This window comes from Curtobacterium sp. PhB78, from assembly GCF_003751685.1.
GTDB lineage: Bacteria > Actinomycetota > Actinomycetes > Actinomycetales > Microbacteriaceae > Curtobacterium.
In genome coordinates this window covers 179,423-192,278 of sequence record NZ_RKIA01000004.1, presented here as the reverse complement: position 1 = coordinate 192,278, position 12,856 = coordinate 179,423, and the positions used below count along the sequence as shown (strand labels likewise).

At 71.2% G+C, this 12,856-nt stretch carries 11 protein-coding genes; 3 read left to right on the top strand and 8 right to left on the bottom strand.

All coding sequences use genetic code 11. From position 1 onward, the window contains the following. Window positions 1-23 precede the first annotated feature (23 nt). Entirely contained in the window at window positions 24-1,076 is a 1,053-nt protein-coding gene (locus EDF53_RS10690) for a serine/threonine-protein kinase (protein WP_123293556.1), read from the bottom strand. A 201-nt stretch (window positions 1,077-1,277) separates the two neighbouring features. Between EDF53_RS10690 and EDF53_RS10685 the strand changes: the two genes are divergently transcribed. Next, on the top strand, window positions 1,278-1,481 hold the full coding sequence (locus EDF53_RS10685) for a DUF2945 domain-containing protein (protein ID WP_123293555.1): 204 nt from the start codon (window positions 1,278-1,280) through the stop codon (window positions 1,479-1,481). Between the two features lie 11 nt (window positions 1,482-1,492). Here EDF53_RS10685 and EDF53_RS10680 read toward each other — a convergent pair whose 3' ends face one another. Together EDF53_RS10680 and EDF53_RS10675 are read right to left on the bottom strand one after the other, a co-directional pair. Then, window positions 1,493-2,251, bottom strand: coding sequence for a DedA family protein (locus tag EDF53_RS10680; RefSeq protein WP_248704974.1), 759 nt, complete (start codon window positions 2,249-2,251; stop codon window positions 1,493-1,495). 51 nt (window positions 2,252-2,302) lie between these two features. Beyond that, window positions 2,303-3,478: an ROK family transcriptional regulator gene (locus EDF53_RS10675; protein WP_185021010.1), complete on the bottom strand. Its 1,176-nt coding sequence runs from the start codon at window positions 3,476-3,478 to the stop codon at window positions 2,303-2,305. Window positions 3,479-3,514: 36 nt separating this feature from the next. Between EDF53_RS10675 and EDF53_RS10670 the strand changes: the two genes are divergently transcribed. Then, window positions 3,515-5,260, top strand: a complete 1,746-nt coding sequence (locus EDF53_RS10670) for a beta-N-acetylhexosaminidase (RefSeq protein ID WP_123293553.1) — start codon at window positions 3,515-3,517, stop codon at window positions 5,258-5,260. A gap of 62 nt (window positions 5,261-5,322) precedes the next feature. Further along, window positions 5,323-6,357 (top strand): UDP-N-acetylglucosamine 4,6-dehydratase family protein, encoded by a 1,035-nt coding sequence (locus EDF53_RS10665; protein ID WP_123293552.1) that lies wholly within the window; start codon window positions 5,323-5,325, stop codon window positions 6,355-6,357. A 308-nt stretch (window positions 6,358-6,665) separates the two neighbouring features. Here EDF53_RS10665 and EDF53_RS10660 read toward each other — a convergent pair whose 3' ends face one another. The 5 genes from EDF53_RS10660 to EDF53_RS10640 all read right to left on the bottom strand — a co-directional run bounded on the left by EDF53_RS10660 (window position 6,666) and on the right by EDF53_RS10640 (window position 12,855). Continuing rightward, the gene (locus EDF53_RS10660) at window positions 6,666-8,732 is read right to left on the bottom strand and encodes a fructose-specific PTS transporter subunit EIIC (RefSeq protein ID WP_123293551.1); all 2,067 of its coding nucleotides are present in this window, start codon (window positions 8,730-8,732) and stop codon (window positions 6,666-6,668) included. Window positions 8,733-8,813: 81 nt separating this feature from the next. Then, window positions 8,814-9,809 (bottom strand): 1-phosphofructokinase family hexose kinase, encoded by a 996-nt coding sequence (locus tag EDF53_RS10655; protein WP_123293550.1) that lies wholly within the window; start codon window positions 9,807-9,809, stop codon window positions 8,814-8,816. Beyond that, window positions 9,806-10,594 carry a DeoR/GlpR family DNA-binding transcription regulator gene (locus tag EDF53_RS10650; RefSeq protein WP_123293549.1) on the bottom strand — a complete coding sequence of 263 codons (789 nt, stop codon included), beginning with the start codon at window positions 10,592-10,594 and terminating at the stop codon, window positions 9,806-9,808. The genes EDF53_RS10655 and EDF53_RS10650 overlap by 4 nt, the downstream gene beginning before the upstream one ends. A gap of 291 nt (window positions 10,595-10,885) precedes the next feature. Beyond that, window positions 10,886-11,689: a carbohydrate ABC transporter permease gene (locus EDF53_RS10645; RefSeq protein WP_260215420.1), complete on the bottom strand. Its 804-nt coding sequence runs from the start codon at window positions 11,687-11,689 to the stop codon at window positions 10,886-10,888. A gap of 122 nt (window positions 11,690-11,811) precedes the next feature. Beyond that, on the bottom strand, window positions 11,812-12,855 hold the full coding sequence (locus EDF53_RS10640) for a carbohydrate ABC transporter permease (RefSeq protein ID WP_123293548.1): 1,044 nt from the start codon (window positions 12,853-12,855) through the stop codon (window positions 11,812-11,814). Window position 12,856 lies beyond the last annotated feature (1 nt).

Sequence of the window (12,856 nt, the reverse complement as noted above, 5' to 3'; positions counted from 1 at the left end):
ACGAACGGGACGCGCGGGCGACGTCAGTGCAGCATGCCCGCGACGTAGGCGGAGCCGCACGCGACCAGCACGCCGAACGCCGCGAACGAGCCGACGAGCACGTTCCGCCGACGCCAGCGGCGGACGGCCGAGAAGGTGCCGCGCTTCGCGTGCCGGTGGGCCGCCCGGTGCATCCGGTGATCGCGCTGGTGCTTGACCCGCTCGGGTCCGAGCGGCACCGGGCCGGTGACCTGCGTGGAGCCGCCCCGCAGGGCGTTCGCGATCGCGACCGCGGTCGGGCGACGCTCCGGGTCGCGGGCGGTCATCCGGCTGAGCAGTTCACGCCACTCCGAGGCGACGTCGTCCGGGATCTCGGGGTCGTGCCGCAGGCGGGCCAGTGCCGCCTCGATCAGGGTGCCGGAGTACTCCTGCTTGCCGGTCAGGGACTCGAGCAGCACCAGCCCGAGCGAGTACACGTCGGTGGCGAAGCTGATCGGCTCACCGGCGACCTGCTCGGGGCTCAGGTACGCCGCCGTGCCGATGATCGTGCCGTCGTTCGTCAGGCGGGAGCCGTCGACGAAGTGCGCGACACCGAAGTCGGTGAGCTTCACGGTCCGGGCGAAGCCGGACGAGCCCTCGTCGCTGATCAGGATGTTGGCGGGCTTGACGTCCCGGTGCACGATGCCGCGCGAGTGCACGTAGGCCAGGGCGTCGGCGAGCTGGGCGCCGAGGTCGGCCACCTCGTAGTTGTGCAGGGCCCCCTCGGACAGCCGGCGGAGCAGCGTCGTGTCGGCGATGAGCTCCATCACGATGAACCGGTGCGGGCCGTCGGGGAAGTCGTGCGTGCCGGCGTCGTAGAGCGGGATGAGCCCGGGGTGCGACAGCATGCTGAGGAGCCGGATCTCGCGCTCCTGCCGGACGCGGTCGGCCGTCGTCATCTTGTCCGGCGTCGCGAAGAGCTTCACGGCGACGGCGCGGTAGGTGTGCTCGTCGCGGGCTTCGTAGACGGTCCCCATGCCACCCGTGCCGATGAGCTTCACCAGCCGGTACCGGCCCGACAGGACCGTCTCCGTCCGCAAGCCGTCGAGCAGGGTCATGGTGTCCGTCGTTCCGTCGGGAGCCGCAGGTTCCGCGGCTGCTGCCGGCGTGTTGGCTCACGAGAAACGGTACGCGTCCGACCCCGTTTTTGGGCGGGTGTTATGACATCGTGATCGGCGTACTTCCCTGTGTTCATGCGGATGCATCAGGGTACCGTTCGACCTCCGACCAGGGTGAGCGATCACGCAAGGAGGACAGCGATGGCACTGACGAAGGGTGACGAGGTGCACTGGAACACCTCGCAAGGGAAGACGACCGGAAAACTCGTGCGGAAGCGCACGAGCGACTTCGAGTTCGACGGTCAGACGTTCAAGCCGACCGACGACGATCCGTACTGGATCGTCGAGTCGGAGAAGAGCGGGAAGCAGGCCGCGCACAAGGAGTCGGCGCTGACCAAGGCCTGACGACGACCGACTCAGTCGCGGGCGGGCTCGGCGCGACGACGACCTCGTGCGCCCCCGCTCGCGGCACCGTCGCCGTTGCCACCTCCGTCCGCGCGGCGGTCTGCCCGCCACCGTCGGACCCGCCGGACCACGAACGTGACCACGACGACCGCGATCGCGACGTAGAGCACCCGGTCGATCCACTCGGTGTACTGCTCGACGCGGTCGTACTGGGAGCCGAAGGCAGCACCGAGCAGCACCAGGGCGCTGTTCCAGATGCCGCTCGCGATGATCGTGAACACCGAGAACGTGCCGAGGTGCATGCGGTCAGCGCCCGCGGGCAAGGAGATGAGGCTCCGCACGATCGGGACGAAGCGGCCGAAGAACACGGCGCTCTTGCCGTGCCGGTGGAACCACGCGGCGGCCTTGCGGAAGTCGTCCTCGTCGACCAGGGGGAGCTTGCCGAACCACCGCGTCGTGCGCTCGAACCCGATCTTCGCGCCGAGCCAGTAGAGCACCAGCGCACCGAGGTAGGACCCGAGCGTCGCCAGCACGAGGACGAGGACGAGGTTCATCTGGCCGGCGCCCGCCAGGAACCCGGCCAGCGGCAGGATGAGCTCGGACGGGATCGGCGGGAACACCGTCTCGACGAAGAGCATGAGCGCGACGCCCCACTCCCCCAGGGCGTCGATGATCTGGAGCACGAGGCCGGAGAGTCCGCCGAGGTCCGAGGGAGCGGTGGAGTCGCCGGTGGCGACGGTCATGGCACGGGCGGTCACGGCAGTCGTCATGCCCCCAGCATCCCTGAGCGCCCTGTCAGGACCCGGCGCGGTACCTGAACGTCAGCCGAGTCCCATGTGCGAGGTCCGCACGTGCGTCAGCGACCGCGCGAGGGCACCGCGGGCGACGGCGTCGCGACCCACCGTCGACGGCACGATCTCGACGGGGTGCCGGAGCTGGGGCATGACCACCGCGGCGAGCGCCTCGGCGAACACCGACGCCGCCGGCAGGACCTCGCCCCCGACGACCACGACCTCGGGGTCGATCGTCGTGACGAGCTGCACGACGCCCGGTGCCACGTCGTCCGCGAAGGCGCGGACGACGTGGACCGCCGCCGGATCCGGAACGCCATCGCCGACGTGACCCGGCACTGCGCCCCCGCGCCCGGCCGCGGCGAAGACCGACTCGAGGTCCGTGTCGGACGCGATCCGGGCCTCCAGGCGGGCCGGCGCACCGGGCCACCCGGTCGAGGCCAGGCCGCCCATCTCGCCAGCCGCACCGCGCGCCCCGCGCGCCAACGCCCCGTCGATGACGTAGGCCGCACCGATCTGCCGACCCATCACCAGGTACAGGCCGTCCTGGACGCCCCGGAAGCGCCCCCACATCGCCTCGGCGGTGGCGGCGAGCTTGGCGTCGTTGTCGAAGAACGTCGCGATGCCGGGGAAGAGGTCCTGGATCCGGCCGGGCACGCGGCGCTCGACCCACTCGGGCACCGCAACCGTGTAGTCGATCTCGCCGGCGCGGTCGACGACGGCGGGGACGCCGAACGTGGCGGCGAGGACCGGGGACGCCTCCGAGTCGGCCGTCAGGCGGCGGACGACGTCCTGCACGCTCGTCCAGGCCTGCTCCGCGTCGGCGAGGTCGGCATAGCGCTCCTCGACCCGGGTGAGGGTGTTCCCGCGCAGGTCGGCGCGGATGCCGACGATGCCGTGCAGTCCGAGGTCGACGCCGAGCACGGAACCGGCGGTGGCGTCCGCGGCGAAGCGCTTGGCCCGGCGGCCGGCCTTGTTCGGGGTGGCGATCGCCTCGGCCTCGGTCACCCAGCCCTCGTCGACCAGGTCTGCGAGCGCCGCCTCGACCGTGGGGCGGGAGAGCCCGACGGTGCGGCTGAGCTCGGTCACGGTGCGCGACGCGTCGTCGCGCAGGAGCTCGTCGAGGATGGCGCGGGAGTTCATGAGTCGGAGCACGCCCGGCGTCGTCCCCACGACACTCGGGATCGTTGACACGGTCTCGTCCACGGCCATAGCCTCCACATTACGAAAGATCATTGAGGAATGGTGGACTCCGACATGCTCATCCCACGACCGCGCCGCGCCGTCCCCGGTACCGGCGCCTTCGAGATCACCCCGTCGACCCGCATCGCAGCGGACGCAGCGAGCGGATCGGTCCGACTGTACCTGCAGCAGACGCTCCGGGCGTCGACCGGCCAGCCGGTCCGCGACGCAGCGGAGGACGTGGCCGTCGACGGGGCGGCCTCCGCCGACGGGCCGGTGCGGACGGGCGTCATCTCGCTGCGCGTCACCGACGATCCCTCCCTGCCCGCCGGTCCGCCGTCGCCCGAGGGCGAGCGCGCCGAGTCCTTCCGCCTGACCGTCACACCCGACGGTGTCGACGTCGCGGGCGGCTCGGCCGCCGGCGTGTTCTACGGCGTCCAGGCGCTCCTCCAACTGCTGCCCGCCGACGTGTACCGGAGCGGCCGCGTCGGCACCGGGCCGTGGTCCGTCCCGTCCACCATCGTCGAGGACGCCCCCGCCTTCGCCTGGCGCGGCGTCATGCTCGACGTCGCGCGGCACTTCCGCACCAAGCACGAGGTCATGCGCGTCGTCGACCAGCTCGCGGCGCACCGGATCAACCGGCTGCACTTCCACCTGACGGAGGACCAGGGCTGGCGCATCGAGATCCGGAAGTACCCGCGCCTGACCGAGGTCGGGTCCTGGCGCCGCGAGTCCCAGGTGGGCGCGCACGTCCCCGACGCCGACGGTGTGCTGCACCCCGCAGCGTTCGACGGCCGCCCGCACGGCGGGTACTACACGCAGGACGACATCCGCGAGATCGTCGCCTACGCAGCGGACCGGTTCGTCACCGTCGTCCCCGAGATCGAGACGCCCGGACACGTCCGTGCCGCCTTGGCCGCCTACCCGTCGCTCGGCGTGCACCCCGAGACGCCGGTGGAGGTCTGGACCGAGTGGGGCATCGCCGACGACGTCCTGAACGCCGACGACAGCACCGTCGACTTCTTCAAGGACGTCCTCGACGAGGTCATCGCGCTCTTCCCCTCGCGCTACATCGGCATCGGCGGCGACGAGTGCCCGAAGGTGCAGTGGGTCGAGGACCCCCGCACGCAGGAGCGCATGCGTTCACTCGGGCTCGAGGATGAAGAGCAGCTGCAGGCCTGGATCATCGGGCAGCTCGCGGCGCACGTCGCCTCGCACGGGCGGCAGGCGTTCGGCTGGGACGAGATCCTCGAGGGCGGCACGCTCGACCCCTCGGCGACCATCGTGTCGTGGCGTGGTCTGACCGGCGCCCGGACGGCGGCGAAGCGCGGGCACGACGTCATCTCGTCGCCCGACGACCAGGCCTACCTCGACTACCGCCAGAGCGACCTGGCGACCGAACCGATCCCGGTGTCCATCGTGCTGACGGTCGACGACGTCTTCGGGTTCGACCCGGTGCCGTCCGGCCTGACCGAGTCCGAGCGTGCCCACGTCATCGGCGGCCAGGGCAACATGTGGACGGAGCACGTCGACACCGCCCGGAAGCTCGACTACCAGCTGTTCCCGCGGGTGGCCGCGTTGGCCGAGGCGCTCTGGTCGGCGGACGTCACCGGACCGCGCGACGTCGCCGAGTTCCGCGGGCGGTTGGCCGAGCACACCGCGCGGCTCGAGGCGATGGGGATCGAGTACCGGCACGAGGCCGGGCCGTTCCCGTGGGAGCAGCGTCCGGGCGTCCCGGGGCGGCCGCACTCGCGCGAGGACCGTGCCGCCTACATCGACGCGATCACCGCGAACATCGCGGAATGACGTATTGACATTTCACATGCTCAGGGTTCACACTGTGGGGAGAATTCCCGGAGGAGACCCCCATGCCAACGCGCCACATCCCCGGCCTCGAAGGCCTCGACATCGCCGAACTCATCGGGGGTCGCCAGCCGGCGGCTGAACTCGAGGTCGCCGTCGACTTCATCCGCGGGCGGTCCGTGTTGATCACGGGCGCCGGCGGTTCGATCGGCAGTGAGCTCTGCCGGCAGCTCGTCCGGTTCGAGCCGGCGGAGATCATCATGCTCGACCGCGACGAGACCGCGTTGCAGCAGGTGCAGGTCTCGGTGGACGGGCACGGTCTGCTCGACACGAAGAACGTCGTCCTCGCCGACATCCGCGACGCCGACGCCATCCGGGACATCATGATGGACCGCCGTCCCGACGTCGTCTTCCACGCAGCGGCGCTGAAGCACCTGCCGATGCTCGAGCAGTACCCGGACGAAGGCTGGAAGACGAACGTCCTCGGCACGCTGAACGTCCTGCGCGCCGCCGCGGCAGCCGGGGTGCAGACGCTCGTGAACATCTCGACGGACAAGGCTGCGAACCCGACGAGCGTGCTCGGCTCGACCAAGCGGATCGCCGAGCGGTTGACCGCCTGGACCGCTGCCGACACCGGCCGCGACTACGTGTCCGTCCGGTTCGGCAACGTCCTCGGCAGCCGTGGTTCGATGCTCCCGCTCTTCGCGGAGTTGATCCGCGCCGGACGGCCCCTGACCGTCACCCACCCGGACGCCACCCGGTACTTCATGTCCATCCCGGAGGCGTGCCACCTCGTGATCCAGTCCGCGGCGATCGCCCATCCCGGCGAGGTCCTGGTCCTCGACATGGGTGCCCCGGTACGGATCCTCGACATCGCACGCCGCATGCTCGCCGCGACGGGGAGTCCGTCCGACATCGTGTTCACGGGCCTGCGATCGGGCGAGAAGCTGCACGAGGACCTCATCGGACGGGGTGAGACCGAACGTCGCCCGGTGCACCCGAAGATCACCCACACCTCGGTTGCGCCGATCGCGCCGTGCGATGTCGACGACCGCGTCGCCGGCACCGTCGACCCGTCGGCGCTCGCGATGGCCGCCTGACGCTGCTGCCTGCTGTCTGCCTGGCTGGCTGGCTGGCGTCTGTCTGCCTGCCTGCCTGGCTGTCTGCCTGGCTGGCGCGCCGAGGTTCCACGACTCGCCGCTCACTTCCGCCGAGGTTCCACGCACGGCCCCGCATGCCCCCGAGGTTCCGAGATCTCGGAACCCCGCGGGGTGGGCGCGACCACGGACGGACGGGAGGCCCGGTGCCAGCTGGCACCCCTCCCTCGCAAGCTCGGTCGGCGCGCCCCGCGCAACGCTTCGCGTTGCCGCTGAGCGGGGCGCGCCCTTCCGTCACGCGGTGACGTCGACTACACGGCGACGGCCACGCGGTCGTCTGCCGTCTCGGACACGGCGGCGTCCGCCGCCGGGGCCCGGCGCACGAACTTCTTCAGCCCGACGAGCACCAGCGCGGACACGATCGTGCCGGCCAGGATCGCGACGATGAACATCGCGACGTCCCCGATGGCGAAGAACACGAAGATCCCACCGTGCGGCGCCCGCGAGGTCACACCGGCCGCCATCGAGATCGCACCCGTGACCGCGGCACCGACCATCGACGCCGGGATGACGCGCAGCGGGTCGGCTGCGGCGAACGGGATCGCGCCCTCGGAGATGAAGGACGCCCCGAGCAGCCAGGCGGCCTTGCCGTTCTCGCGCTCGGGCTTCGTGAAGCCCTTGCGGTACAGGACGGTCGACGCGAGTGCCAGGGCGAGCGGCGGCACCATGCCGGCAGCCATCACGGCGGCCATGATCTCGAACGGCACGACGTTGGTGGCGGTCCCGGCGCCGAGCCCGGCGACGGCGAACGCGTAGGCGACCTTGTTGACCGGGCCGCCGAGGTCGAAGGCCATCATCAGGCCGAGGATGATGCCGAGCAGGATCGCCGAGGCGCCGGACAGCGAGTTGAGGAACTCGGTCAGCTGGGTCATGAGCCAGGCGATCGGTCCACCGAGCACGAGCAGCATGAGGCCGGAGGCGATGATCGAGGCGAACAGCGGGATGATCACGACGGGCATCAGGCCACGCAGCCAGCGCCAGGTCGGGATGCGACCGATCCAGTACGCCGCGGCACCGGCGATGAGGCCACCGATCAGGCCACCGAGGAACCCGGCGTTCATGAAGACGGCGATGGAACCGGCGACGAAGCCGGGCGCGATGCCGGGTCGGTCGGCCATGGCGTAGGCGATGTACCCGGCGAGCGCTGCGACGAGGAAGCCGAGCGACACGGAGCCGATCTGGAACGCGGCGGCACCGAGGTAGTAGCGCAGCCCCTCCGGAGGCAGGTCGACCAGGTTGTAGTGCTGGAGCGCGAAGACCGCGTTGTTCACGCCGTCGTCACCGTGGGTGAGCGCGATGCCGTACCCGGCGAGCAGGAAGCCGAGCGCGATGAGGAGCCCGCCGCCCGCGACGAACGGGATCATGTAGCTGACGCCGGTGAGCAGCCAGCGCTTGAGCGCCTGGCCGAAGTGCTCGTTCTTGGCGGTGGACGCACCGTCGACGGCTGCACCGCCCTGGACGCGTGCGGCGTTCGGGTCGTCCGAGGCACGGATGGCCTCGGCGATCATCTTGTCGGGCTCGTCGACGCCGCGCTTGACGGGTCCGGAGACGAGCGGCTTGCCGGCGAAGCGACCACGGTCGCGGACGTCGACGTCGACCGCGAACACGACGGCGTCGGCACGGGCGATGAGGGCCGGGTCGAGGGGCTCGACCTGCGAGGACCCCTGGGTCTCGACGTGCATCTCGGCACCGGCGCGCTGCGCCGCGGCGACGAGCGCGTCGGCCGCCATGTAGGTGTGCGCGATGCCGGTCGGGCAGGCGGTGACGCCGACGAAGACCTTGCGGCCCGGCTCGGGTGCGGCGGTCGGACTGGAGGCGCTGCTCGCCTTCCCGACGCCGGCTTCGGACACCTCGCCGCTCACCTCGCGGTCGACGAGCTGGACGATCTCGTCGGGGGTGGCTGCGGCGCGCAGGGCGGCGGTGAAGTCGTCGCGGATGAGCGCACGGGCAAGGGTCGAGAGGACCGTCAGGTGGTCCTTGTCGGCCCCTTCGGGCACGGCGATCATGAACACGATGTCGGCGTCGCCGTCCGGGGCTCCGAACGACACCTTCCGGGCGAGACGCGCGAACGCCAGGGTCGGCTCGGACACCGATGCCGAACGGGCGTGCGGGATCGCGATGCCGCCGGGCACCCCGGTGCCGACGCTGGCCTCGCGCTTGATGGCGTCCTCGGCCAGGACCCGGCCGTCGGCGGCGCGGCCGGTCGCGGCGACGCGGTCGGCGAGGACGCGGATGACGTCGGCCGAGGTGGCACCGAGGTCCTCGTCGAGGCCGACGAGCTGGGCGCTGATGAGGCGCGGACTCGAGTCTGCGGACATGTGCTTGCTCCTTCGCAATGGCGCTGATCGCGCGGGTCGTGCAGGTGTTCGGGGAGTGGGGGTGTTCGAGCTGGGGCGGGGTCAGGCGGGCTCGGGTGCCGGGTGCGTCGTGAGCACCCGGACCGAGATCGCCGTCGGGTCGGTGTGGTCGAGGGCGGGCACGTCGCTGCCGGGCAGGGCTGCTGCGGCGGCTCCGGTCGCGACGGCCTGGGCGAGGCGCTGCTCGGGCGACGCTCCGGCCACCTCGGCGAGCAGGTAGCCCGCGAGCGAGGAGTCCCCCGCGCCGACGGTGGAGCGGGCGACGATCCGCGGTGCTGCGGCGGCGAAGGCACCCTCGTCCGACACCAGCACGGCGCCGGCACTGCCGAGGGTCAGCAGGACCGAGCCGACGTTCCGGTCGCGCAACCGCTCGGCAGCGGCCACGGCGGCGTCGAGGTCCTGCTCGTAGGTGTCGGGGTCGCCGCCGACGACCTCGGCGAGCTCCTCGGCGTTCGGCTTGACCAGGTCGATCCGCTCACCGGACTGCAGCAGTGCGGTGAACGGGACGCCGGACGAGTCGACCGCGATCCGGACGTCCTCACCATGGCGTGCACGGACGGCGCGGACGAGCACGGCGAGCGCGTCGTCGGGGAGTCCGGGCGGGAGCGATCCGGCGAAGACCACCCAGCGGGCGACGGGTCCGGTGGCGGTCGCCGCGGCCGTGTCGGCGACCAGGTCGGCCAGGTCGTCCAGCCGGCCGGCGAGCGAGGGACCGGGCTCGTTGAGCTTCGTGGTGGTGCCGGTCGGCTCGGTCACGGTGACGTTCGAGCGGAGCGGCGCACCGATCGGCAGGGCGGCGGTCGGGATGCCGCGCGTGGCGAGCCCGAGCAGCACAGGGTCGAGCTCGTCGCCGGGCAGCACGGCGATGGTGTCCCCACCGCTCGCGACGACGACGCGGGACACGTTGACGCCCTTGCCGCCGGGCTCCGCGGTGGAGCGGATGGCGCGCTGGACGGCGCCGCGCTGCAGTTCGCCGGAGAGCTCGATGGTGCGGTCGAGGCTCGGGTTCGGCGTGACGGTGACGATGCGGCGGCTCATGCGACGACGACCTCGACGTCGGCGTCGGTCAGGGCGCCGGCGAGGTCGGCCGGCGGCTCCTGGTCGGTGACCACGGTGTCGATCTCGTCGAGCCGGGCGAAGCGCATCAGGGCCTCGACCCCGTGCTTCGCGGCGTCGGCGAGCACGACGGCTCGGCGGGCGGCGAGGACGTAGGCGCCCTTGACCGCGGCCTCGTACTCGTCCGGGGTGCTCAGCCCGAAGCCGGCGGACAGGCCGTTCGTGCCGACGAAGGCGATGTCGGGCCGCAGGGCGCTGATCTGCTCGACGGTGGCGGTCCCGACGGCGGCGCTCGTGACCCCGCGCACCCGGCCACCGAGCAGGTGCAGCTCGACGTGCTCGCTGTGCTGCAGGGTCGCGGCGATCGGGACGGAGTTCGTGATGACGGTGAGGGTCGCGCCAGCGGTGGCGGGTTCCCACCGTGCGAGTTCGGCGGCGACGGCGGCGCAGGTGGTGCCGGCGTCGATCGCGATCGAGCCCGTGAACGTCGAGGGCACCAGGCGCATCGCGGCGCGGGCGATGTCGGACTTCGCGGAACCGTGCTGCCCTTCGCGCTCGGCGACGGAGAGTTCGACGACGCTCGAGCGACCGATCGGCACCGCTCCCCCGTGCACGCGGCGTAGGACCCCGGCGGACTCGAGGGTGTCGAGGTCACGGCGCACGGTCTCGGTGGTGACGTCGAAGTGCTCGGCCAGATCGGCGACGGAGACCCGGCCGGCGTCCTGCAGCGCTGCTGCGATCGCGTCGTGCCGCTCGGTTGCGTACATGCCCGAACTCCTTCGTTCCCGTGGGTTTCAGGAACCATAAGCCACAAACCCACACAAACACAACCACCCGCACTCGTCCCGCTCCCCGCTCCGTCCCCGCCCCCTCCCCCGAGGTTCCGAAATCTCGGCATCTCGCGGCGCCCACAGCCCGTCCGTGGAACCTCGGCGTCCAGTACGCGGCATGTCGTGGAACCTCGACGGACGGCACACGCACGACCACCCCACACGCACGAACACCCCACACGCACGAACACCCCGCCGCGTGTGCGACGGGGTGTTCGGTCGAGCACGTCAGCCCTTGACGGCTCCCGCGGTCAGGCCACTGACCAGGCGGCGCTGCACGATGAGGAAGAAGACGACCACGGGGATCGAGAACAGCACGCTCGCCGCCATCAGCCCGCCGAAGTCCGTGCCCTTGTTCGTCGAGAAGCCCGCGAGCCAGACCGGCAGCGTGTACATCCCCTGGTCCTTGAGCATCACGTACGCGATCAGGTAGTCGTTCCACGCCGCGATGAACGCGAACACGCTCGTGGCGATGACTCCCGGCATCACGAGCGGGAACAGCACGCTCCACAGGATCCGGAAGGTGCCGGCCCCGTCGACCTTCGCGGCCTCCTCGATCTCGACGGGTACAGCTACGAAGAACCCGCGCATCACCCAGATCGAGAACGGCAGCACGCTCGCGACGTACGCCAGGATCAGCCCGACGTAGCTGTTGAGCAGACCGAGCGTCTGGAACGACAGGAACAGCGGGATGAGCAGTGCGCCCGACGGGATCATCTGCACGAACAGGATGCCGACCAGGATCGCCCGCCGCCCGCGGAACCGGAACCGCGACAGCGCCGCCGACGCCAGGAACCCGACCACGATCGACAGCAGCACGGCGGCCACCACGACGATGGTCGAGTTCCGCAGGTAGACCAGGAAGCCCTCTTGCGTGAGCGCGCGGGTGAAGTTGTCGAGCGTGGGGTGCAGTGGTGCCCAGATCGGGGTCATGGTGGTGACCTCGTCCGCTGGCTTGAAGGCGGTGTTCACCATCCAGTAGATCGGGAACACCCACACCAGGCAGAACACCACCGCGATGGTGTTCGCCACCACGCGCGGCTTCCGCTTCCGCTTCCGCACGGGCGCGGAAGCGGGCGCGGGCGCCGGCGCAGGCGCAGGCGCGGAACCAGCAACTGGTGCGACACCCGCGCCAGGTGCTGCGTTCGAGACGGTCACAGGTCCTCCTCCCCGCTGCGGACGAGCCGGCGGATGTAGTAGCTGGTGAGCGCGCCGAGGATCACGGTCGAGATGACGGCGATCGCGGCGCCCTGGCCGTACGCGTTGGAGACGAACGACTTCACGAACGTCCAGATGCCGAGCGTCAGGGTGGCCTCTTCCGGACCACCCCTCGTGAGCAACCAGATCTGGTTGAAGACGTTGAAGTCCCAGATCACCGACAAGATCGACACGAGCAGCAGCGTCGGGGCGAGTGCCGGCAGCGTGATCGCGCGGTACATCGTCCACGTCGAGGCACCGTCGAGCGCCCCGGCCTCGTAGTACTCCGGCGCGATCTGGGACTGTGCGGCGTAGAGCGTCAGGGCGACGAACGGCACGGCCTGCCAGATCACGAGCGTGAGCACGATCGTGTACGCCTGCCCGGGGTGCGACGCCCAGTTGTCCTGCGTGTGGTCGCCGAACACCCGCAGCTGCGTGATGAGCCAGTTGAGGACCCCGTAGAAGGGCTGGAACAGCCACTGCCACACCAGGCTCGAGGCGACGTTCGGCATCGCCCAGGCCAGCACGAGCACGACGCTGACCACGGTGCGCATCGCGACGCCCAACCGGGTGAGCAGCTGCGCGACGCCCATCCCGATGACGATCGTGCCGAGCACCATCGCCCCGGTGACCAGGACGGTGCGCAGGATGACCGGCCAGAACGACGCGTCGGTCAGGACGTTCTTGTAGTTCGAGACCCCCGCGAACCCGGCTTCCCCGGTGAAGATCGCCCGGAGCCCGTAGTCCTGGAACGAGATGACGACGAGCCGGACGAGCGGGTAGACGACGAGCGCGAGCAGCAGGATCGCCGCGGGCGCCAGCAGGACGAGCGGTGCGCGCGACGCGACCGCCGACCGACGACGCGCGCCGCGGCCGGGACGAACCGGCCGCCCCGACCCGGCACCGCCGCTGCCCCCGGTGCCCGCGCCCCCGGTCCCCCCGCCGCCGGCGACCGGCTCGGACTGCTCCGAACCGGTCGCCTGCTCTGCAGTGGAGGTCATC

Excerpts from the sequence above, each read along its gene's own strand:
- EDF53_RS10680 (WP_248704974.1), bottom strand. The coding sequence starts at position 2,251 with ATGACGACTGCCGTGACCGCCCGTGCCATGACCGTCGCCACCGGCGAC.
- EDF53_RS10665 (WP_123293552.1), top strand. The coding sequence starts at position 5,323 with ATGCCAACGCGCCACATCCCCGGCCTCGAAGGCCTCGACATCGCCGAA.
- EDF53_RS10650 (WP_123293549.1), bottom strand. The coding sequence starts at position 10,594 with ATGTACGCAACCGAGCGGCACGACGCGATCGCAGCAGCGCTGCAGGAC.
- EDF53_RS10655 (WP_123293550.1), bottom strand. The coding sequence starts at position 9,809 with ATGAGCCGCCGCATCGTCACCGTCACGCCGAACCCGAGCCTCGACCGC.
- EDF53_RS10685 (WP_123293555.1), top strand. The coding sequence starts at position 1,278 with ATGGCACTGACGAAGGGTGACGAGGTGCACTGGAACACCTCGCAAGGG.
- EDF53_RS10640 (WP_123293548.1), bottom strand. The coding sequence starts at position 12,855 with ATGACCTCCACTGCAGAGCAGGCGACCGGTTCGGAGCAGTCCGAGCCG.
- EDF53_RS10690 (WP_123293556.1), bottom strand. The coding sequence starts at position 1,076 with ATGACCCTGCTCGACGGCTTGCGGACGGAGACGGTCCTGTCGGGCCGG.
- EDF53_RS10670 (WP_123293553.1), top strand. The coding sequence starts at position 3,515 with ATGGTGGACTCCGACATGCTCATCCCACGACCGCGCCGCGCCGTCCCC.
- EDF53_RS10660 (WP_123293551.1), bottom strand. The coding sequence starts at position 8,732 with ATGTCCGCAGACTCGAGTCCGCGCCTCATCAGCGCCCAGCTCGTCGGC.